Raw genomic sequence first — 22,335 nt, 5'->3', positions numbered from 1 at the left:
TTCCTCACCTAATGCCTTAGCTTTCACTGAATTTTGAGTTAGGAATCTTACTGCCCGTTAAAGCGGGACAAATGGAGGGGCAACATGAAAAAAATAGGTGTAGGGATTGTAGGATATGGTTTTTCTAGTACGACATTTCATATCCCACTATTACAAACAATAGAAGAATATGATATTCGTGCTGTATTATCCTCAAAAGAAGAGGTAGTAAAAGAAACATTACCAAACGCTAATGTTGTTAGTACAATTGATGAATTGGTGAAGCGAGCTGATGTTGACTTAGTTGTTATTACATCACCTAATACAACTCATTTTCCATATGTAAAAGAAGCAATTTTAAAAGGTAAGCATGTTGTTGTAGAAAAACCATTTGTTGTCTCAATTGAAGAAGGAGAAGAGCTTATTTCATTAGCAGAGCAGCATAATGTAATGTTAAGCGTATATCATAATCGTCGTTTTGATAATGATTTCTTAACAATTAAGAAATTGTTAGGAGAAAACAGAGTAGGGAATGTATACGCATATGAATCGAATTTTGATCGTTTCCGTCCACATGTACGTGATCGATGGAGAGAAAAAAATCTACCAGGATCCGGTATATTATACGATTTAGGATCGCATTTAATTGACCAAGCGTTATCAATATTCGGGAAACCAGATGCGATAAGTGCGGATGTAATAAAACAACGACCAGGTGCAGAGGTGGATGATTATTTCCACATAGTACTTCATTACGGAGTTAAACGTGTCATTTTACGTAGTAGCAGTTATGTGAAAAAAGCTGGACCGCATTTTATAGTGCATGGAGAGAAAGGTTCTATCGTGAAGTACGGTATGGATTCGCAGGAAGAGCAATTAAAAAATGGAATGAAGCCAGGTGATAACGGTTATGGAGTAGACGATGAAGAGAATTTTGCTACTTTAGAAACAGAAGAAAGCTTAGAGCGTATTCCAACAGAAGTCGGTTGTTATGACAATTATTATAAAGGTGTACGAGATAGTATATTAAATGGTGAGGAACTACCTGTAACAGCAAAAGAAGGTTTAGATGTTATTAAACTGATTCAATTAGCGATTGAAAGTAGTGAAAAGGGTAGAGTCATTTCTATAAAATAAAAAAGACACGAAATTCGTGTCTTTTTATTTTTGTGGAACAGAAAGACCATAGAAGAACATCGTAACGATATCTTTTATATGTTTTTCCCGATCTCCTTCAAGAAGTTGTGCTCCAAATTCATCACCTAATTTTGTAAACATTTGAATGTAAAGTAACATCATTTCTTTAGTAAGGTGTGGATTAATTTCGTTTTTGCGCTGAGCTCGTTCTAATATTTCTAAATACCAGGGTAGGATTTTTTCATTTTGATAACTATAAATAAACTTACGGAGTTCTTCGTCTCTTTGCATCATTTGTAGTAACATATCAGGTTGAAATAATCCGCCAGTATTCATTTTTCTTACAATCATTTTTTGCATCATATCATGAAAAGGTAATTTTTCTTCTGCAAGCTCTTTATAATATTGAAATTCAGATATGATAAATTCTTGTATAAGCTCCCTAAATAACGCATCTTTACTTCCGAAATGATTATAAATTGTAACTTGAGAAACGTTTGCTTCTTTTGCGATATGTTCTATTTTCACTTCATTAAATCCACGTTCTGAAAATAATACGAATGCTGCTTCTTTAATGGCACGCTTTTTCTTTTCTTTTACTCTTTCAAAGCCGTTCAATGCAATCACCTCACTTAAAATATACAAGAAAAAATAATGGAAAACAATAATTTTGAAATATGGACTAATAAATATTTCAAAAAGTTGTTGCGAATATGGAAGATGAGGAGTACAATAATTTTGAAATATCACACATTAAATATTTCAAAAAATGAGGTGGAATTATGATTTCAGTTCAAGATGTCACAAAACAGTTTTCGAACGGAAAAGGTTTGTTTCATATTACATTTGATGTAAAAGAGGGAGAAGTATTTGGTTATTTAGGACCGAATGGTGCCGGGAAATCAACGACGATTCGTAATTTAATGGGATTTATAAAACCGACAACTGGTAAAGCGACAATTTTTGGATTAGATTGTTGGAATGAAGCGGCGAAAATTCAAAGGGAAGTTGGTTACTTACCGGGTGAAATTTCTTTTATTGAAGGAATGAACGGATTAGAGTTTTTAAAATTAATGCAAGGAATGCGAGGATTAAAGGATACGAAAAGACGAGATGAACTGATAGAGCGTCTGCAATTTGATGTGAAAACACCGATTCGCAAAATGTCTAAAGGAATGAAGCAAAAAGTAGGGATAGTCGCTGCATTTATGCACGATCCAGAGGTGTTAATTTTAGATGAACCAACATCTGGACTTGATCCACTTATGCAGCAAGTATTTATAGATTTAATATTAGAGGAAAAGCAAAGAGGAAAAACAATCCTAATGTCATCACATATTTTTACTGAAATTGAGAGAACTTGTGATAGAGTAGCTATTATTAAAGATGGTCGACTCGTAACGGTTGAAAATATTCACGATTTACAAAGTATGAGAAGACAGGTGATAGATGTAACAGTATCATCACAAGAAGAGATTGAGTCCCTTACAAAGTGTAATTTGCAATTTGAAGCGGTAAAAGGCAGAGAGGCATCTATCATTGTACAAGGAAACTATCAAACTGTTTTACAAACACTTTCAAACTATAATGTAACGGCACTTCAAACGAGAGCGATGGATTTAGAACATTTATTTATGCATTATTACGATAAGAAAGAAGGGGTAACGCATGAATAAGCAATTATTTTTAGCTAGTTTGAAAGAAACACAAAAAAATATTTTGAGTTATGCGTCTGGTGCAGCTTTATATCTGTGGTTATTAATTTGGATATTCCCGTCAATGGTATCAGCGAAAGGGCTAAATGAATTAATAGCTGCCATGCCTGATAGCGTGAAAAAAATCGTTGGTATGGAAAGTCCGATTCAAAACGTAATGGATTTTCTAGCGGGCGAATACTATAGTCTATTATTTATTATCATTTTAACAATTTTTTGCGTAACAGTTGCGACACATTTAATTGCTCGTCATGTAGATAAAGGCGCAATGGCATACTTGCTAGCAACACCTGTATCTAGAGTGCAAATTGCGATTACACAAGCTGCTGTTCTCATATTGGGACTTCTAATTATTGTATCTGTTACGTATGTAGCTGGGTTAGTAGGTGCAGAATGGTTTTTACAAGATAATAACTTAAATAAAGAATTATTTTTGAAGATAAATGTAGTCGGAGGGCTCATATTTTTAGTCATTAGTGCGTATTCATTTTTCTTTTCTTGTATATGTAATGACGAAAGAAAAGCACTAAGTTATTCAGCGAGTTTAACTATCTTATTTTTCGTATTGGATATGGTAGGGAAGTTAAGTGATAAGTTAGAATGGATGAAAAACCTATCATTATTCACGCTGTTTCGTCCGAAAGAAATTGCTGAAGGATCATATAATATATGGCCGGTAAGTATAGGTTTAACTACTGTAGCGCTTTGTATTTTTATCGTAGCGATTGTAGTATTTAGGAAGAGGGATTTACCGTTATAGAGTAGAAAGTCCACTGAGAAAGTGGGCTTTTTTTATTTGTAAATTTAAACTAGTATGTTTATTGCATCCTTATAAAGGATATTTATCTTTTTAGTTACAAAAATATTCAAAAAAGTGAACCTTTTTCTAGGTTCATACGTCTAATATATGTAAAGTTAAATTGGAAGTGATGAAGTGAGGATGAAACAGGAGGAGCAATTGTGAAAGTAATCCCTTTATATAAAATGATTGTAAAAGAAGAAACGGATGTTTCTTTAGCGAAAAAAGGTGATCATGAAGCCTTTATAGCGCTTATACATACAGAAAAAGCGAAGATGTATCGAATAGCAAAGGCGATGTTACGTGATGAGACAAATATAGAGGATGCGATACAGACAACAATTTTAAAAGCCTATGAAAATATAAAAAAATTAAAAAAAGAAGAATTTTTTCAAACCTGGTTAATTCGAATACTAATAAATGAGTGTAACAATATTATTAGAGCGTATAAAAATGTAATTGTGACAGAAGAGAATGATTATATTATGAGTGCGTGTGATCAGTATGAAGATATAGATTTGTGTAATGCGATTCAATCGTTACATGAAGAATTAAGAGCTGTTACGGTGCTTTATTACTATGAAGACATGAATCAAGAGAGTGTAGCAAAGCTGTTAGAAATACCGAAAGGAACAGTGAAATCAAGATTATCACGTGCGAGGGAACAACTACAAAAACGATTAAAGATGGAATAGGGGGTGTAAAGGATGGATAATGAAAAATTATTTGATGAGAAATTAAAAAAGAGAATAAAAGATGAAAATGTTATAGTACCTCCAGAGTTAAATGAAAAGATTAATGGCACGCTACATAATCTTAAGGTAAAAAAGAAGAGTTACAAAATTCATATGATGATAATTAGTGCAGCGGTTTGTATACTTTCAGTGGTATCTATGTCTGAGTTTTCTATACAAAGTTTTGCGCAAAATGGTGGAGTATTTGAATATGTAAAGAAAAAAGCGTTTTCTGATTATGAAAATGAAGAAGAAATAAAATCGAATGTACATTATCCAGATAAAGAAAAGATTCATCAAAAAATGCTAGATTCTATTGATTATTTTAAAAATATTTCAGGACAATTTGAGGAATATTCTAGCTCATCAAGAATTGCTACAACATATAAGTATGCGATTGATACGGAGAAACAAAGAGGTATCTCTTCGAAAGAAGATAAACTAGCCAAAAAACGAACAATTATATATAACGAGGGCAAGAAAAAAGAGTTTGATGATGAGAAGTATACCTATAAAGAGACAAAATGGAACCCGAAAGAAAGAAACAATGAACTATTAAAATTAAATCCTACGGAAAGGTTAGTGAGAAAATCAGATGAGAAAAAGAGATATGATGATGAATATGTAGGGCTAGCTAAATATAGTATTCAATCAGAATTCGCAGATTTATTAATTCGATATAAAGATTGGAATTATAAAGAAACGAAATATCTTGGATTAGATTGCTACAAAATTGAAGGAGTTATAAACATAGAGATGCCTGTTAGCACCTCTGAAGATTTAAGAGGGAAATTCGAAATGGTTGTGGAGAAAAATACAGGGATTATGTTGAAATTTCTTAGTTTTCAAGAAGGCTTGATTCAATATTCAGTTACGACTGAATGGATACAAATAGATAAGGGATTGAAAGAAAGTATGTTTCAAAAGGATAGCGCTAAATATGAAAAAATGAAAAACATATTGGATGAATAGAAACAGGAGGAGAGTAAATGGGGAATCATTCATTTTTAAGAGAAGAGAAAAATAAGCAAAAATATAAAAAGAAAAAGATAATAAGTTTACTACTGGCGGTATTACTATTTGGTGGAATTGGCTATGGAGCCTATGTATATATGAAAACTTCTAGTCTTGTACAAAAATCTAATTTGAATTTAGCACGAGGTGAAAAATCCAATTTACGTGAGAAATCTGTAAAGCCAATTGCAAATCATGTTTCACTTTTAATTATGGGAATTGATGAAAATCAAGAACGACAAAAGGAATATAATGGTGCATTTCATACAGATGCATTATTGTTAGCGACTTTTAATAAAGACGATAAAACAGTGAAATTAACGAGCATACCGCGTGATACATATACATATGTTCCAGTTGAAAAGAAAAAAGATAAAATAACCCATGCATATGGAAGTGGTTTCGTTAAAAATGGTAAAGATGGAGGACCGCAAGCTTCTGTGGAAGCGGTAGAGAAATTGTTACAGGTGCCTGTTGATTACTTTGTGAAATTTAATTTTGGTTCCTTTACTAAAATTGTTGATGGGTTAGATGGTATTGAAGTGGATGTCCCAGTTGAATTTACGGAGCAAAATAGTAAAGATGAACCTGATGCGATTCATTTGAAAAAAGGATTACAAAAATTAAATGGGGAAGAAGCACTTGCACTAGCAAGAACGCGCCATATTGATAGTGATGCAATGAGAGGACAGCGCCAACAACTGGTTATTGAAGCGATTTTAAGTAAATTAAAAAGTGTAGGATCGGTTACGAAGCTAGAAAAAATAGTTGAGGCGGTTGATGGTGATTTTAAAACAAATTTAGTAATGGATGATATTTTATCTTTTTATAAATACGGTTTAAACGGTTCAGTTGAAAAAATACAATTAGCTGGTGATGATTTATACTTACCTAATGGCCCAAACGGGCAACGTGTATATTATTATAATCCTAATAAAAAAGATCTACAGAGTTTGAGTAATACTCTTAGAACACATCTAGGATTAAGTGAAAAACAGATTGAGGAGAATTAAAGCAGATGTAATGTCTGCTTTTTTATTATGTTAAATAGTATGTCTTTTATCCTTAAATGTTATATGCTATTTTCAAGTTTAAGATAATAGTGTAACATAAATTATAGTTTAAGTTAAATAACAGGGGGGCTATTACATAGAATATATCATTAGCAATTATTGAAATAGTATGGGAGAAATGAAAATACAGGGGAGTATCAAAAATGAGAATCGTAAAGAATTTAACATTCCAAGTTATTGTGGCTATTATTTGTGGTATTGCAGTAGGGGCAATTTGGCCGAGTGTTGGACAACAAATGAAGCCAATTGGTGAAACATTCATCAATATGATTAAAATGGTTATTGCACCGATTATCTTTTTAACAATTGTGCTAGGTATTGCAAGTATGGGAAGTATGAAAAAGGTAGGCCGTGTTGGTGGGAAGGCACTATTATATTTTGAAATTGTTACAACAGCGGCTTTAATTATTGGTATCATCGTAGCGAATGTTGTACGTCCAGGAGATGGATTAGATCCCTCAAAACTAAAGGGCGGAGATGTTTCACAATATGTTCAAAGCGGACAAGAAATGAAATGGATGGATTTCTTTTTACATATCGTGCCGTCTAACATGTTTGAAGCATTTGCCAAAGGTGATATTTTACAAGTTCTGTTCTTCTCCATTTTATTCGGCGCAGGGTTAACGATGTTAGGGAAAAATGGACAACCGGTTATTGACTTTTTTGAAAGATTATCGAAAGTATTTTTTAACATTTTATCAATTGTAATGAAATTAGCACCGGTTGGAGCATTCGGTGGGATGGCATTTACAATTGGGAAGTATGGTTTAAGCACGCTCATACCACTTGGTAAATTAATGATTTGTGTATATGCGACAATGGCATTATTTGTTTTTATTGTTTTAAATTTTATTTGTAAACTGTACAAATTTAGTTTGTGGAAATATTTAGCGCATATTAAAGAAGAATTACTTATTGTTCTCGGGACATCATCGTCAGAATCAGTACTGCCGCGGATGATGACAAAGATGGAAGACTTCGGGTGTTCGAAGCCGGTAGTAGGTTTAGTCATTCCAACAGGTTACTCTTTTAACTTAGATGGAACAACGATTTATTTATCAATGGCAACTATATTTTTAGCGCAAGTTTTTCACGTCGATCTTTCACTAGGTCAACAATTAACTATAATAGCTATTTTGTTAGTTACATCTAAAGGAGCAGCAGCAGTAACCGGCGGGGGATTCATTGTACTAGCATCTACTCTATCTGCAATGAATGTTATCCCATTAGAAGGTTTAGCGTTATTACTTGGTGTAGATCGTTTCATGTCAGAAGCACGTGCTATCGTTAATTTAATTGGTAACGGTATTGCAACTGTAGTTGTTGCGAAAAGTGAAAATGAATTTGATGATGAGAAGTATACGAGAGTAGTAGAGGAAATGAAAAGAGAGAAAATGGTCGGGTAAAAAGTCAGCTTTGCTGACTTTTTTATTTTTGTAGAAAAGATGTTTTTAGATATATGCATTATTTATTAGCAATAATTAACAAGTATTCAAGTGGTAAATGAGATGAAAGTGATTAAAACAACGAATGTGTATGAATGCGAAATAAGGTTTGAACAAAATATGGAATTTTTATGAATATTACTGTAAAAAAATAATTTTTTAAAAATTTTCAATAATAATACTTTACAAAAATTAAAAAATTAGTAGAATAAGAATTAGTAAGAATCGTCTGATAAATATATAGAGAAAAACAGAATTATCAGAAAATTCTTTAATAGCTATCGTTAAGAATTAGGGAGGGTACAAAATGAAAAAGAAACAAATGAAAAAACTAACAGCAGTTGTAGCACCGGTTTTAGCAATGAGCATGGCGTTAACAGCATGTTCTACATCAGGTGGAGATAAGAAGACAAGCACAAATTCTAGCTCTAGTGGAGATAGTAAATCAGGGGAAAAATTAGCAGCAAAACAAGTGTTAAATCGAACAGTAACACAAGAGATTCCGACGATGGACTCTTCAAAATCAACTGATACAGTATCTTCACAAATGCTAGGTAATACGATGGAAGGGTTATATCGTCTTGATAAAGATAATAAGCCGATTCCAGCAGCAGCAGAATCTAGCACGAAAAGTGAAGATGGTAAAAAATATACGTTCAAACTACGCAAAGATGCAAAATGGTCAAATGGAGATCCAGTAACTGCGAAAGATTTCGTATACGCTTGGCAACGTCTATTAGATCCAAAAACAGCTGCTGAGTATGCATTTATCGCATTCCCGATTAAAAATGCAGAAGTAGTAAATAAAGGAGAAAAACCTGTAACTGAATTAGGAGTAAAAGCAGTAGATGATCTTACGCTTGAAGTTGAGTTAGAGCAAGCAGTACCGTACTTCTTAAACTTAGTAGCATTCCCATCATATTATCCATTAAATGAAAAGTTCGTAAAAGAAAAGGGCGAGAAGTTCGGTTTAGAGTCTGATACAACTGTCTATAACGGACCGTTCGTTCTTAAAGATTGGAAGCATGAACAAGGATGGCAATTAAAGAAAAATGATCAATATTGGGATAAAAAGACTGTGAAACTGGAAGAAGTTAACTTTAGTGTTGTTAAAGAGGCTGCGACTTTAGTCAATCTATATGATAGCGGTCAAGTTGACTTTGCTTTATTAAATGGAGAGTTCGTTGATAAATATAGAAGCAAGAAAGATGAATTTGGCACATATTCACAAGTGAGTACGTATTTCATTCGTATGAACCAAAAACGTGATGGACAAGACACGCCATTAAAGAGCAAAAAATTACGTGAAGCAATTGCGCTATCAATTGATAAAAAGAATTTAGCAAATGTAATTTTAAATGATGGATCAAAAGAAGCTGACTTCTTAGTACCAAAAGGGTTAGCAACTGGACCGGACGGTAAAGATTTCCAAGAAACATTTAAAAACGGTTTGAAACCAAATCCTAAAAAAGCTGCTGCAGCTTGGGAAGAAGCGAAAAAAGAACTTGGAAAAGATCAAGTTACGATTGAATTCTTAAACTACGATACTGGTAATGCGAAAAAAGTTGGCGAATATATTAAAGATCAGATTGAGAAAAACCTAAAAGGTGTAACAGTTAATATTAAACTTCAACCATTTAAGCAAAAACTAAAATTAGAAACTGAACAACAATATGATATTTCGTATGGCGGATGGAATCCGGATTATGCAGATCCAATGACGTTCTTAGATATGTTTGAGACTGGACATTCTCATAACCAAATGAGCTTCTCTGACCCTAAATATGATGGCATGGTGAAAAAAGCTGGAACGGAATTAATGAGCGATGCGAAAAAACGTTGGGAAGAGTTAGGAAAAGCTGAAAAAACATTACTTGAAGAAGATGTAGCGATTGTACCTTTATATCAACGTGGAGATTCTTATGTTTTACAACCAAATGTAAAGGGAGTAGTAAAACATAATATCAGTCCAGAATTTAGCTTTAAATGGGCATATGTAACTGAAAAATAATAGAGTTAAAAAAGCATTTCAAAGTAGCTTAGCTACTTTGAAATGCTTTTTTTGTGAGCTTAAAATACTAATTTTTAGTATGGTTAAATAGAGGAGAATAAGGTGTATAGTATGTACATATAGTAGATGGGGGATAAATCCTACTAGAATAAAAAGTCAGAATATTTAAAATTAAACTATTTACAAATGCGAAAAAAAGAGTAGAATAACATTAGTTGTAATTTTCTGAAAAACGAATCTTTAGTAAGGGGTCTCTCAAGGGTTGGTAATGTACATATAATTAGGGAGGGTACAAAAATGAAGAGAAAAAAGATGAAAAAGTTAACGGCAGTTGTAGTACCAGTTTTAGCGATGAGTGTTGCATTGACAGCATGTTCTGGGTCAGGTGGGGAAAAGAAAACGACTACTACATCAAATAGTGGGGAAGAAAAAAAATCTGATATTAAATATGCAGCGAAACAAGTATTAAATCGTACGGAAAACCAAGAAATTCCGACGATGGATACTTCTAAATCTACTGATACATTAGGTGCGCAAATTTTAGGGAACACGATGGAAGGCCTATATCGCCTTGATAAAGATAACAAGCCAATTCCTGCTGCGGCAGAGTCTAGTACGAAAAGTGAAGATGGTAAAAAGTATACGTTTAAACTGCGAAAAGATGCAAAATGGTCAAATGGTGATCCTGTAACAGCGAAAGATTTCGTTTTCGCATGGCAGCGCTTACTTGATAAGGATACTGCGGCAGAATATGCATTTATTGCTTACTATATTAAAAATGCGGAAGCGATTAATAAAGGAGAAAAACCTGTAACTGAATTAGGAGCGAAGGCGGTAGATGATTACACGCTGGAAGTAGAATTAGAAAAACCGGTACCGTATTTCTTAAATTTATTAGCATTCCCATCATACTATCCATTAAATGAAAAATTCGTAAAAGAAAAAGGTGATAAGTACGGTTTAGAAGCAGATACAACTGTGTATAACGGTCCATTCGTTATGTCTTCATGGAAACATGAACAAGGTTGGCAGCTGAAGAAAAATGATAAGTACTGGGATAAAAAGACTGTGAAATTAGAAGAAATTAACTATAGTGTAGTAAAAGAGGTTGCAACGAAAGTAAACTTATATGATACAGGATCAATTGATTTTACATTACTATCAGGAGAGTTTGTAGATAAATATAAATCGAACAAAGAAGAATATGGTGAGTATGCGGAATCAAGTACATTCTTCTTACGTTTAAATCAAAAACGTAACGGACAAGACACGCCTTTAAAGAGCAAAAAACTTCGTGAAGCAATTGCATTATCAGTTGATAAAAAAGGATTGGCAAATGTAATTTTAAATAATGGATCAAAAGCAACAGATCAATTGGTTCCAAAAGGACTTGCAACAGGGCCAGATGGTAAAGATTATCAAGATACATTTAAAAATGGTCTGAAATATAATCCGAAAAAAGGAGCAGCAGCGTGGGAAGAAGCGAAAAAAGAACTTGGAAAAGATCAAGTTACAATTGAATTGCTAAGTTATGATGATGGAACTGCGAAAAAGATTGCTGACTATGTAAAAGATCAAATTGAGAAAAATTTAAAAGGTGTAACGATTAATACAAAAATTCAGCCGTTCAAACAAAAATTAAAATTAGAAACTGCGCAAGATTATGAAATTTCTTATGCAGGTTGGAGTCCAGACTATGCGGATCCAATGACATTTATTGATATGTTTGAATCGAAGAGCCCGTACAACCAAATGAGTTATTCAAATCTAAAATACGATGAAATGGTAGGAAAAGCAGGTAATGAATTAATGAGTGATGCGAAAAAACGCTGGGAAACGTTAGGGAAAGCTGAAAAGTTATTCCTTGAAGAAGATGCAGGGTTAGTTCCTTTATATCAAACAGGAAGATCGTACGTAATGAAACCGAATGTAAAAGGAATTGTGAAACATAACATCAGTCCAGAATATAGCTTTAAGTGGGCGTATGTAACTGAGGATGGCGGAAAAAAATAAAGTGAAAGCATTTCAAAAGTGGCTGAGCTGCTTTTGAAATGCTTTTTAGTATGCATAAGGGAATAAATCTCGTTAGCCTATTGAGAATCGGGTAGGTAATTAGGAAGGTTCTATCGGAGGAAAATAGAGAGGTCAGTAAGTAGTAAGACAGATGAATGATAGTAAGAGACCTCATGCTAATAAGAAAAATATAGAACGTAGTAATAGATTGGAATAAGGGAAGGGATGTTTACATATAGTAGACGGGGGATAATTCATATAGTAGTTAAAACAGCAAGTTACTATAATAAAAAAATAAATATTTAGAAATTTACAAAAATACTTTACAAAATCTAAAAAAACAGTAGAATATTAATTAATAAGAATTTTCTGATAACGAAAGTTAGTAGAGAATTTCTAAATGTTAATATCGTACATATAATTGGGGAGGGTACAAAAAAATGAAGAGAAAAAAGATGAAAAAATTGACAGCGGTCGTAGCACCAGTTTTAGTAATGAGTATGGCATTAACAGCTTGCTCTGGATCAGGAGATAAAGAGAAGGCAAGCACAACACCGAAAAGTGGTGAAAAAGAAGGCGGAAAGTTAGCGGCGAAGCAAGTGCTTAATTTAACAGAGTCTCAAGAGATTCCATCTATGGACTCTGCTAAAGCGACAGACCAAGTATCGTTTCTAGCTTTAAACAACGTAATGGAAGGTTTATATCGACTTGATAAAGATAATAAGGCAGCTCCAGGGGTTGCTGAATCATATAAAAAGAGTGATGATGGTAAAAAGTATACATTTACATTAAATAAAAATGCAAAATGGTCAAATGGAGACCCTGTAACAGCGAAGGATTTCGTGTTTGCTTGGAAACGTGCGGTAGATAAAAATACAGCAGCGGAATATGCATACATTATGTTTGATTTAAAGAACGCAAAAGCAATTAATGATGGGAAAGCACCACTTGATACGTTAGGTGTAAAAGCTGTAGATGATTACACATTAGAGGTAGAATTAGAAAATCCAGTTCCTTACTTTGTAGAATTAACTTCATTCGGAACATTCTATCCGTTAAATGAAAAATTCGTAAAAGAAAAAGGTGAAAAATTTGGTTTAGAAGCAGATACAACGTTATACAACGGACCATTTACATTAACAGACTGGAAACATGAAGAAGGATGGAAATTAAAGAAAAATGCACAATATTGGGATAATAAAACAGTTAAGTTAGATGAAATCAACTTTAACGTAGTAAAAGATAGCGGTACACGTGTAAACTTATATGAAAGTGGACAAATCGATCGTGCGGGACTTACATCTGAAATGGTTGACAAATATAAATCAAATCCAGACTTCTATACACAAAAAACACCATCAACGTTCTTCTTACGTTTAAACCAAAAACGTGGTGGGCAAGATACAGTATTAAAAAACAAAGATTTACGTTTAGCGATTGCAAAGGCATATGATAAAAAAGGCTTAACGAACGTTATTTTAAATGACGGATCTACACCGGCAGATTACTTAGTACCAAAAGAATTTGCGAAGAGTCCAGATGGAAAAGACTTCCGTAAAGATAACGGAGATATTTTAAAAACAGATGTGAAAAAAGCAAAAGAGCATTGGGAAAAAGCGAAAAAAGAACTTGGAAAAGAGCAAGTAACGATTGAGCTATTAAACTACGATAGCGATAATGCGAAAAAAGTAGGGGAGTTCTTAAAAGGAGAACTTGAGAAAAACTTACCAGGGTTAACAGTGAACTTGAAAAATCAACCGTTTAAACAAAAGTTAAAATTAGAATCAGATTTAGATTATGATTTATCTTACGCTGGTTGGGGCCCTGATTACTTAGATCCAATGACATTCATTGATATGTTCGTTACAAATGGTCCTCATAACCAAACTGGATATTCAAATCCAAAATATGATGAAATTGTAGAAAAAGGTAAAGGCGAGCTATTAACGAAAACGAAAGAACGTTGGGATAGCTTACTAAAAGCTGAGAAAATGTTACTTGATGATGCTGTAATTGCACCATTATATCAACGTGGTGATGCTATCGTTCAAAGACAGAAAGTAAAAGGTATTGTTCACCATCCAGTTGGTGGAGACCACAGCTATAAATGGGCATATATTACAGAGGATAAGTAAGATGAGGGGCGTACAATACGCCCCCTTTTTCTATGCACTTTTCTTCCGTCCTCGAATATATAAAATAAAAAAGGGAGAATCCCATGAAACGAAACACATACATCGATTTCCTAGCTTATTACGGAATAGGAAGTGCTCATCCTGGTGGTTTTACGTTAACAAAACAATTGTTAGCACAACTGCCTTTTAAATATGGAGCGAATGTCCTTGAGATAGGTTGCGGTACGGGGAAAACAGCGGCATATATGACAAGGGAATTTGGTTATAAAGTAACAGCGGTTGAAAAGAATGAAATTATGATTCAAAAGGCAAAAGATAGATGGTTGTTTGAAGGGTTAGATATACAATTAATTGAAGGAAATGTAGAGAATTTACCGTGTTTGAATAACTCATTTGAGTTCGTACTTGGAGAATCAATCATCGCTTTTACAGACAAAGAAAGGGTTATCTCGGAGTGTTATCGTGTATTACAGCAGGACGGTAAGCTTGTTGTCATTGAAATGATTATTGATAGGCACATTGATAAGGGTGAGGAAGAAAAAATCGCCCAATTATATGGTATGAAAGAACTGTTAACTGAGAATGAGTGGGTACAATTATTTCAGAAAGCAAATTTTAAAAGAATTACAATTGCGGGTGGTGGCACGATTGCAGAAACAATCTCTGGCTCTGTAGAAGAGCCAGAATGGAATGTATCCTCACATATTCCGAATGAGTTATATGAGGCGTGGGCACAGCATGAAAATGTACGGCTTATGTACCAGCACATTTTAGGGCATCGTATTTTTATATGTGAAAAATAAAGAAAAAGAGTTGGCTAAAGGTAGCCAACTCTTTACTATGTTAAATGAAAAATAATGCAGCTAATGTAATTCCGAAGATGAAACCAAATCCGAGTTCAACACCCCAGCCACAACCGCCGCCTCCCCAGCCGCCGCAACCACAACTACTACAACCACGACCACCACATCCGCAGCTGCTGAATCCACCACCGCATCCGAATCCACAACTATCACACCTGCTAAGGCCTCCACAAAGGTCACAACCACCGTTTGCATAAGCGTCGTAGTATCCGAACCCTGAATCAAAAGATGAGCGCTGTTGCACCGGTTCGATCCATACAGAGTTTTGTGTCACATCGATTATTTTACCTAAATGTATACGGCCATCACGGTCTTCAATCCGAACAACTTTTCCGAAATAACGTTGGCATGTATGATAACATTTTTGTCTATGCATATTCTTTCCTCCTTCCGCATTACAGTAATACGATATGTAAGGGGGACAAGTGCGGCTTGTACGAATGCCCTATCTATCATAATTGTTATAGGAAAGGGGAAATATAAGAAGAGGATATATAAGGAGGAAAAGGCATGAAATCTACAGATCAGTTTCAGACATACGAAGTACCATGGGAAGATTTTATTGAAGCGTTACGAGAGGAAATGAAGAAGCAAGTAGGGACAGATATTATTGATACAGTAGTTTGCAATTTAGAAGATGGTTTTGAAGTGTATACATATGTGCAGGGGGATTTAGATTTTGAATATAAGGAAGCGCTTGAGAGAAAATACGGAAGTGATGCGAAGACACCTAATGTGTTAACGATAATGTTATTAGCTAGTATTTATAATACAGGTGAAGAGAATATACGCTTGCATGCGGATCATAAAGAGAATCCGATTGTTGAAGTGTATGTAAAGCAATGAAACACGCTGTGAAAGGCGTGTTTTTTAATTGTATGATAAAATGTTAGAAAATTAAGAAAGAAGGTGATGAGTTGGGAATTAAACATCTTAATTTAACAGTTGCAGATGTAGTAGCTGCAAGAGAGTTTTTAGAAAAGTATTTTGGCTTAACTTGTAGTGGAACAAGGGGGAATGCCTTTGCAGTTATGCGTGATAATGATGGATTTATACTAACGTTAATGAAAGGGAAAGAAGTTCAGTATCCAAAAACATTTCATGTAGGATTTCCACAAGAAAGTGAAGAACAAGTAGACAAGATAAATCGAAGATTGAAGGAAGATGGATTTTTGGTCGAGCCTCCTAAGCATGCCCATGCGTATACGTTTTATATTGAAGCACCTGGTGGATTTACAATAGAAGTGATGTGTTAAGTCAAAAATCAAACTTTTTGTTATGTGTTTTTAAAATAAAAAGTAGGAAAAGTCTGTTTTAAGCGTGGAGCTTAAACAGGCTTTTTTACTTATATAATTGGATAGAGAATGCTAGAAGGAATATTACCAAGTGTATGATCTGTTTACATAATAAGGTTATGGTGGGTTAGTTGTCCTAAAATACAAGTCATATATCTTGTTTCCTCTCATAAATTTAAACATAGGAATTTGTCTACAAAGGTGGCGAAGCCTCATCATGAAAATCCGAATTTGTGCCACGTTCATGTTGTTTCTATTTATATGTTTACCTTTATCAGCTTTTGCAAAAGGAGAGGAGGCAAAGGAAAGGGTCGTTTCACTTGTATATGACGATTCGGGCAGCATGAGAAATAACGATCGCTGGAAATATGCCAATTATGCTTTGCAAAGTTTAGTTGCGCTATTGGATGAAAAAGATAAATTTTCTTACGTTCCAATGAGTAAGCCGAATGATCCATTAAACATTTCGTTAACGAAGGATAAAAGGCAAACAGAAATTGAGGGAATTGGAGCGTGGAAAACGTATTTAAATACTCCATTTAGCGCGGTAGAAACGGCGATGCAATCTATAAAAAAGGAAGCAGATATAGATGGAAAACGTGAATTTTGGCTTATTGTATTAACTGACGGGGCATTTAATGATTTAGAGAAAGATAAGGTTGGCGGAAAAGAACAAATTTTGCAGAAATTAGCCCAGTTTAAGAAAGAAATGGATACAAAAAAGATATCGTTACATCCAGTCTTAATTACGATGGAAGAAGATTTAGGACAACAAGAAAAAGAACAACTAAATACGTTCAAGGAAATATGGAAGAAAGAGATAAATGGTGTTACGATGCCGTCAAGCGGAGAAGATGGCATTGTAAAAAGTGTAAATCAAGTGGCAGCATTAGTTGCAAATCGTGATCCATTCTCCTCTGTTGAATCGATTGTAAAAACGAAAGTAGTGGGGAAAAGAGTAGAGATTACAACACCATTTCCGTTAAAGCGTATGACGCTTGTACGACAATCGCCTTCTCTGCCCGATTATCAGGTCACACAAATTTCTAAACCATTACAATTACAATCTTCTTTTTCCATACATGCACCAGGAGAAGCAAAATTGTTCGGAAATATAGTTCATATAAGTACGGAAAATGAGGAAGTTATTAAACCAGGAACTTATACGATAGAAGTGGATCAGGACATTGAGAAAGAAGGACTACAAGTATTAGTTGAACCAGCGCTTAATTATACGGTTTCTACTTATGACAAAGATGATAGTAGTCAAAAAAATGTAGAGAACATGTACGAAGGTGTTACTGCTGTTATTGAAGCAAAGCCTACGGAGTTGCCAGTTCAGTCTTCTTACTTTCAGGCAGAAGTAGAAATAGATGGAAAACAATATGCAATGAAGTGGAACGATAAAAGGCATGTGTTTTATTACGAAACGAAGCTTGGTAAAGGGTTAGTACGCGGGAAAGTTCATATGAATATAAAGGGGTTTTATAGACAGACGAAAGAATTTAAAATTGAAACAGCTGAGAAACCGAAATTATCACTTCAAACTGTTACAAAAGATTATGAAGAAAAAGTGACAAATTTAGAGAATAGTAAACCATTTGTTTTACAACCACAGTTAGATGGTAAGTTAATGACAGAAGAAGCTGTAAAAAAACTATTAAAATCTACTGGTGTCACATCTAAACAATCAATCAATTATGAAATAAAGCAACATGGAAATCAAATCTATGTTTATCCTCGTCCCTATTACTCCGACACATTTAATTTTACAGATACCGGCACCGTAGAAGCTACCATCGTAATGCAGGATTCAAAGTTACAAGAAGTAAAGAAAAACATAACATTCCATATTCAAGATGCTCCGTTTTATGAAAAATATGCGCTTATTTTTAAGTTTGTCATTCCTATCACTTTATTACTGCTAGCAGTAGGAATCATTGTTTTAGGATGGATTGTTCGGCCAAGATTTCACCGGAAAGCACTACTGTATTATGAATGGGATCAAGAGGTAGCGAAAGATTGGCTATATCAATCTGAACCAGAATTACTTCGAAATAAATGGTGGAACCATTATTTTGGTATCCCATTTAGAGCAGAAAGAAAAACCGTGCAATCCGTTACGTTTATAGCGAAGAAAGGTTCGAAATCTGTCTTTGTAGCGAAAGAATCACAAGTAGTTGGAATGATTATTGATGGAATGTTTATAGCAGAGGATGAAGTAGGAATGGAACATAAGACACTATATCCAAATGAACTTTTACTAATTGATAGGGGATATGGTAAAGAGATTTACAAGTACGAATGTGAATAGTAGGTAGGGATAAGAAGGGGATGGAGTATTGATCCTCTTTCCCTTTTTTCAAACAAGCAAGAATAGGAAGGTGGTTCACATGACATTACAAGTTCCAACAATATTAATTGGTTTAGGTGGAATCGGTAGTACTGTGACGCATCAAATATATGAAAAACTGCCTGAAGAGCGCCGGAAAAAGGTAGCAATGCACGTATTTGATACAGATGTGAATACATTAAGTAAATTCGATCATATTCGAAAGTTTAAGACACAAACAAGTTCTAGTAAAACGCCTAGGGAGTATATTGCGGGAGATCCAACGATCCCAGAGTGGTTTCCGATGGATCCGACTATACTTGATAAACCATTAACAGAAGGAGCAGGACAGTTACGCGTCATTTCACGTTTAGCGTTACGTGCTGCGATGAAAGAAGATAAATTGACGTCTTTTTGGCAAGAAATCGAGAAGATTTTTCCGGTTACAAGTGATCAAACGGAATATGGTGTGCGTGTCATTATAGTAACATCACTAGCAGGCGGAACAGGTTCAGGGATGTTTTTGCAAATTGCTTTATATTTACGTGAAATGCTTCGGAAGAAATTGCAGCATCATAACATTTTAATACGCGGTGCGTTTTTAATGCCGGATGTTTTAGTAAAGACGAGAACGGTTAGCGCGAAAGAATTTGAAACGGTGCAAGCAAATGGCTATGCATCGTTAAAAGAATTACATGCTATTACGCTCGGGTCTACTGGAGAATTATCAAAACGCGGCGGTGTAACAATTGAATTAGAGTATCGCCCTGATCAAGTAGATGAAGACGGAAGAACGAATCATACAATTAAACAACATCATTTACCGTACAATTATTGTTTCTTATACGATTACGAAAACCTACATGGACACCATTTACACAATTTATCAGACTATATGGAACAGATGGCAAATACAATTTATTTACAGTTATTTAGCCCGATGTCCACAAGTCATTTTGCACAGGAAGACAATCAAATTCAGCAATTAGCAGAATCAAGCGGAAAAGGACGATATTGCGGGGCAGGAACGGCAAAACTCATTTATCCATATGAACATGTGTTAAAATATTGTGCTTTAAAATGGGCTGTGCAAGGTTTAGATGAATCGTGGCTTCATTTAGATCAACTGTTTCAAGAGAAGAAGCAAAGATACGATCAAGATGTAAAACGTGGGATGCAACGTGAAAAGCCGGAGAGAGGTAAAAGTTATTTAGAGGACTTGGAGCATCTTGCTACCCGTCCAGAGCAAGCTCATATTTTCTATAGACAAATGTACAATGAAACACGTGAAGGAGCAGAGGGTGGTAAGCTCGGAGTTGCGAAATCAAAACTTTTTTTAGAAGCTGTAGAAAGTTATGTACAACGAACGGTGCAAAAAGATGAGGAATTAAATCGTCTGCAACATGAGTGTAAAATTTCAGCTACGAAACTGAAAATGATGGAACAAATGAAGGGTGAAGTGGCAAGAGTGGATCATGCGGTTCGTTTATATGCGTATGCGATTCCGAGCCGGGTACATGAACATGTAACGACACTTTTATATGACATGATTGAATCAGACCGCTTTTCACCAAGTGGTTCTGAAGGGCAGTCCTATCAATTAAATACATGGTTTTTAAAGAAAACAGATCCTGTTCACCCAGTAGCAGCACGTTTTATGTTATATGAAATTCGAAAGCAGTTAGTAGAAAAAATGAATCGACTACATGAAAATAATGAACAAAAGCGTAATGTAATTCAAAATTACGATAAAAAATTTAATGTGGGTAATATTGATGGAACGGTAACGGCTGTACGCCGAGTAGAAATTGCTCAACAACAAGGCTGGTTCGGAAAAATGATTAATAATCAGCAACGTTTATTCAAAAGAGAATTTGAAGACATCGTAACGCAATATGTACACAAATTAAATGAATATCGAAAAGAAATGCTATTAGAACTTGTATATCAATCGCTATATCAAGCAGTTAATAAAATGATTCAATATTGGGAAAGATTTTTTGATAATTTACATGAAACACGTGAAAATTTATTGTTTGAAATCCAAAAGCGCAGTAAGGAATTTGAAGGGAAAACAAACCCGACGAATGTATATGTATTAGCTGAGGAACAGCTGCAAGAAAAGATATGGCAAGATATGCAGCAACATTTAAATTTAGGTGTACTACCGAAAGATATATCAGCGGAAATTTATATGAGTTTGTACGGGGAATATTGTCGTGATGCGAAAACAGAAGAGATTCAGTCGAAAAAGGTAGAGGATTTCTACCGAGAACATATACTGAGCTATTGTTATGACGAACTGCAAGTACGCTATCGTGATAAATTAGAACTGAATATTATTGAAGCGTTGCGAAAAGAAGCAGATTATAAGAAACGTGATCGCGATGAATACGTTCGTGAAAAAATTGAAGACCTGTTCCATTTAGCGAGTCCATTCGTTCCGAAAGTTGCTCATCATAGGGAATTACAATATTGGGGTATACATCCTTCTTTAAAGAAAGAGTTGCAAGAGGAATTAATTCAAGAAATGTTTAAAGAAAAAGATACAGTACATGAAGCCTTTTCGCCATTTGAAGTGATCTGTTATCGAGCGCATTACGGCTTATCGCTGCAAGACTTTCCTAAATTATCATCAGGACATATTTCAAATGGATTTATGAATGATAAAGGTGACTATTTCCAATCATATTATCGCCGTGTAAACAAATTAAATAGTAAAAAATCTAGTTTAACGCCGCATTTAGATAAGTATTGGCACTTACCAGCCTTTATGCCAGATTTAAACGCGACTCAAACAAAATTAGATTATGATAAATGTAATCGTGCATTACTATACGCATATATGTATCGCTGGATTAGTTTAGTTGCTGTTGATGGACAGTTTGTGTATCAATATAACGGTGTAGGACGTAGCTTTTTAATTCAGTCGATGGGGAAAAATATTTCAAGCGAAAGTTATAAATTACACAGAGCGTTGCTTCATAATCCGTTTATTTATGAAAACATCTTGTCACGATTTGAAGAAGAGCAAGAAAAGGCGATGATACAAGGTGGACATTTATATACACATCCGTTCGTATTAGGAGCCCAAGATGTAAGATGGCTTAGAAAAGAACATGTCCACAATCTTTTAGATATGATTTTAATGTATGACCGTGAAGCGAAGTATGATCCGACGTTAGAAGAAACATCAGATGAATTATTAAGACTATTCCTTGATGAAATCGAGTTGTATTTCCAGAACTATTACGGTACAGGTGCCGATATGGTGGCAAAGAAAGAGAAAGAAATGTTTATTAAACAATTGTGGGATCGCTCGCATGCAAAAGGATATGTAGATCCAAATAGCGCTCCGTATAAAAAATGGCAAAATTTATTAGGTGTTCAAGATGAAGAAGAAACGTCAAAAACGAATGTATAATGAAAGAAAAGGGAATCCTTAAAAGTGGCAATACAACTTTAGAAAAGAGGGATTCTGATGCCGTTTTTAGGAAGTGTATATCAAATATTTGGGTTATATCCGGAACTTTATTATGGGATGATTTCAGCGGAGCTGCAAGAGGAAGCTCAGAAGGAGCATCTTGAAAATAGTAGTGCAGAAGCTGAAGCGGAAGAATAAAAAAAGTGCAGATGAAAATCTGCACTTTTTTGTTAGTATTAAAATGGTAAAATAACCTCAAATGAATTATTATTTTTAAATAATAATTCATTTGAGGTTATTATGATTTTCATTGCATTGTATGCAATGAAAATTGTATGAAAATCAATGTAATAAAATGTGTATGAA

General features: G+C 34.5%; 18 protein-coding genes. 16 read left to right on the top strand and 2 right to left on the bottom strand.

Annotation, left to right across the window (positions count from 1 at the left end):
* The first annotated feature begins 84 nt into the window (after positions 1-84).
* The gene (locus tag DN399_RS17535) at positions 85-1,116 is read left to right on the top strand and encodes an oxidoreductase (protein WP_000719783.1); all 1,032 of its coding nucleotides are present in this window, start codon (positions 85-87) and stop codon (positions 1,114-1,116) included.
* Positions 1,117-1,140: 24 nt separating this feature from the next.
* Here DN399_RS17535 and DN399_RS17530 read toward each other — a convergent pair whose 3' ends face one another.
* Positions 1,141-1,743 (bottom strand): TetR/AcrR family transcriptional regulator, encoded by a 603-nt coding sequence (locus DN399_RS17530; protein ID WP_002024578.1) that lies wholly within the window; start codon positions 1,741-1,743, stop codon positions 1,141-1,143.
* A 155-nt stretch (positions 1,744-1,898) separates the two neighbouring features.
* On the opposite strand from DN399_RS17530, the gene DN399_RS17525 reads away from it, so the two are divergent.
* From DN399_RS17525 to DN399_RS17480, 10 genes are all read left to right on the top strand, one after another.
* Positions 1,899-2,792 (top strand): ABC transporter ATP-binding protein, encoded by an 894-nt coding sequence (locus tag DN399_RS17525; RefSeq protein ID WP_000626577.1) that lies wholly within the window; start codon positions 1,899-1,901, stop codon positions 2,790-2,792.
* Positions 2,785-3,591: a DUF2705 family protein gene (locus DN399_RS17520; protein ID WP_001041419.1), complete on the top strand. Its 807-nt coding sequence runs from the start codon at positions 2,785-2,787 to the stop codon at positions 3,589-3,591. Before DN399_RS17525 ends, DN399_RS17520 begins: the two co-directional genes overlap by 8 nt.
* A 200-nt stretch (positions 3,592-3,791) precedes the next feature.
* Complete coding sequence (locus DN399_RS17515; RefSeq protein WP_006917575.1) at positions 3,792-4,325, top strand: sigma-70 family RNA polymerase sigma factor; 534 nt, start codon at positions 3,792-3,794, stop codon at positions 4,323-4,325.
* Positions 4,326-4,337: 12 nt separating this feature from the next.
* The gene (locus DN399_RS17510) at positions 4,338-5,336 is read left to right on the top strand and encodes a hypothetical protein (protein WP_000368242.1); all 999 of its coding nucleotides are present in this window, start codon (positions 4,338-4,340) and stop codon (positions 5,334-5,336) included.
* A gap of 17 nt (positions 5,337-5,353) precedes the next feature.
* Positions 5,354-6,391, top strand: a complete 1,038-nt coding sequence (locus DN399_RS17505) for an LCP family protein (RefSeq protein ID WP_000526716.1) — start codon at positions 5,354-5,356, stop codon at positions 6,389-6,391.
* A gap of 203 nt (positions 6,392-6,594) precedes the next feature.
* Complete coding sequence (locus DN399_RS17500) at positions 6,595-7,857, top strand: dicarboxylate/amino acid:cation symporter (RefSeq protein WP_001223628.1); 1,263 nt, start codon at positions 6,595-6,597, stop codon at positions 7,855-7,857.
* 346 nt (positions 7,858-8,203) lie between these two features.
* Complete coding sequence (locus tag DN399_RS17495; RefSeq protein ID WP_000730167.1) at positions 8,204-9,907, top strand: peptide ABC transporter substrate-binding protein; 1,704 nt, start codon at positions 8,204-8,206, stop codon at positions 9,905-9,907.
* Between the two features lie 297 nt (positions 9,908-10,204).
* Positions 10,205-11,920 carry a peptide ABC transporter substrate-binding protein gene (locus tag DN399_RS17490; RefSeq protein WP_149149865.1) on the top strand — a complete coding sequence of 572 codons (1,716 nt, stop codon included), beginning with the start codon at positions 10,205-10,207 and terminating at the stop codon, positions 11,918-11,920.
* Positions 11,921-12,360: 440 nt separating this feature from the next.
* Positions 12,361-14,055: a peptide ABC transporter substrate-binding protein gene (locus tag DN399_RS17485; protein ID WP_149149864.1), complete on the top strand. Its 1,695-nt coding sequence runs from the start codon at positions 12,361-12,363 to the stop codon at positions 14,053-14,055.
* An 83-nt stretch (positions 14,056-14,138) separates the two neighbouring features.
* Positions 14,139-14,858, top strand: coding sequence for a class I SAM-dependent methyltransferase (locus DN399_RS17480; RefSeq protein WP_000828241.1), 720 nt, complete (start codon positions 14,139-14,141; stop codon positions 14,856-14,858).
* A gap of 40 nt (positions 14,859-14,898) precedes the next feature.
* Here the strand turns inward: DN399_RS17480 and DN399_RS17475 are convergent, their stop codons facing one another.
* Positions 14,899-15,294, bottom strand: coding sequence for a hypothetical protein (locus DN399_RS17475; RefSeq protein WP_000555006.1), 396 nt, complete (start codon positions 15,292-15,294; stop codon positions 14,899-14,901).
* Positions 15,295-15,428: 134 nt separating this feature from the next.
* On the opposite strand from DN399_RS17475, the gene DN399_RS17470 reads away from it, so the two are divergent.
* The 5 genes from DN399_RS17470 to DN399_RS17450 all read left to right on the top strand — a co-directional run bounded on the left by DN399_RS17470 (position 15,429) and on the right by DN399_RS17450 (position 22,167).
* Positions 15,429-15,764, top strand: a complete 336-nt coding sequence (locus tag DN399_RS17470; protein WP_000842887.1) for a hypothetical protein — start codon at positions 15,429-15,431, stop codon at positions 15,762-15,764.
* A 71-nt stretch (positions 15,765-15,835) separates the two neighbouring features.
* A complete protein-coding gene (locus tag DN399_RS17465) occupies positions 15,836-16,174 on the top strand; it encodes a VOC family protein (protein WP_000511518.1) in 339 nt (112 codons plus the stop codon).
* A gap of 256 nt (positions 16,175-16,430) precedes the next feature.
* Positions 16,431-18,527: a vWA domain-containing protein gene (locus tag DN399_RS17460; RefSeq protein ID WP_006928458.1), complete on the top strand. Its 2,097-nt coding sequence runs from the start codon at positions 16,431-16,433 to the stop codon at positions 18,525-18,527.
* 79 nt (positions 18,528-18,606) lie between these two features.
* Positions 18,607-21,969: a tubulin-like doman-containing protein gene (locus DN399_RS17455; RefSeq protein WP_000175124.1), complete on the top strand. Its 3,363-nt coding sequence runs from the start codon at positions 18,607-18,609 to the stop codon at positions 21,967-21,969.
* 57 nt (positions 21,970-22,026) lie between these two features.
* The gene (locus tag DN399_RS17450; RefSeq protein WP_001116192.1) at positions 22,027-22,167 is read left to right on the top strand and encodes a hypothetical protein; all 141 of its coding nucleotides are present in this window, start codon (positions 22,027-22,029) and stop codon (positions 22,165-22,167) included.
* Positions 22,168-22,335: the final 168 nt, after the last annotated feature.

The organism is Bacillus sp. AR4-2 (genome assembly GCF_008274865.1).
GTDB classification, from domain to species: Bacteria; Bacillota; Bacilli; order Bacillales; family Bacillaceae_G; genus Bacillus_A; species Bacillus_A cereus.
This window is presented reverse-complemented; position numbering and strand designations above follow the sequence as displayed.

What these genes read in the sequence shown, in the direction of transcription:
- DN399_RS17535 (WP_000719783.1), top strand. Translation starts at nt 85, where the DNA reads ATGAAAAAAATAGGTGTAGGGATTGTAGGATATGGTTTTTCTAGTACG.
- DN399_RS17525 (WP_000626577.1), top strand. Translation starts at nt 1,899, where the DNA reads ATGATTTCAGTTCAAGATGTCACAAAACAGTTTTCGAACGGAAAAGGT.
- DN399_RS17520 (WP_001041419.1), top strand. Translation starts at nt 2,785, where the DNA reads ATGAATAAGCAATTATTTTTAGCTAGTTTGAAAGAAACACAAAAAAAT.
- DN399_RS17510 (WP_000368242.1), top strand. Translation starts at nt 4,338, where the DNA reads ATGGATAATGAAAAATTATTTGATGAGAAATTAAAAAAGAGAATAAAA.
- DN399_RS17505 (WP_000526716.1), top strand. Translation starts at nt 5,354, where the DNA reads ATGGGGAATCATTCATTTTTAAGAGAAGAGAAAAATAAGCAAAAATAT.
- DN399_RS17500 (WP_001223628.1), top strand. Translation starts at nt 6,595, where the DNA reads ATGAGAATCGTAAAGAATTTAACATTCCAAGTTATTGTGGCTATTATT.
- DN399_RS17495 (WP_000730167.1), top strand. Translation starts at nt 8,204, where the DNA reads ATGAAAAAGAAACAAATGAAAAAACTAACAGCAGTTGTAGCACCGGTT.
- DN399_RS17490 (WP_149149865.1), top strand. Translation starts at nt 10,205, where the DNA reads ATGAAGAGAAAAAAGATGAAAAAGTTAACGGCAGTTGTAGTACCAGTT.
- DN399_RS17485 (WP_149149864.1), top strand. Translation starts at nt 12,361, where the DNA reads ATGAAGAGAAAAAAGATGAAAAAATTGACAGCGGTCGTAGCACCAGTT.
- DN399_RS17480 (WP_000828241.1), top strand. Translation starts at nt 14,139, where the DNA reads ATGAAACGAAACACATACATCGATTTCCTAGCTTATTACGGAATAGGA.
- DN399_RS17475 (WP_000555006.1), bottom strand. Translation starts at nt 15,294, where the DNA reads ATGCATAGACAAAAATGTTATCATACATGCCAACGTTATTTCGGAAAA.
- DN399_RS17470 (WP_000842887.1), top strand. Translation starts at nt 15,429, where the DNA reads ATGAAATCTACAGATCAGTTTCAGACATACGAAGTACCATGGGAAGAT.
- DN399_RS17460 (WP_006928458.1), top strand. Translation starts at nt 16,431, where the DNA reads ATGAAAATCCGAATTTGTGCCACGTTCATGTTGTTTCTATTTATATGT.
- DN399_RS17455 (WP_000175124.1), top strand. Translation starts at nt 18,607, where the DNA reads ATGACATTACAAGTTCCAACAATATTAATTGGTTTAGGTGGAATCGGT.
- DN399_RS17450 (WP_001116192.1), top strand. Translation starts at nt 22,027, where the DNA reads ATGCCGTTTTTAGGAAGTGTATATCAAATATTTGGGTTATATCCGGAA.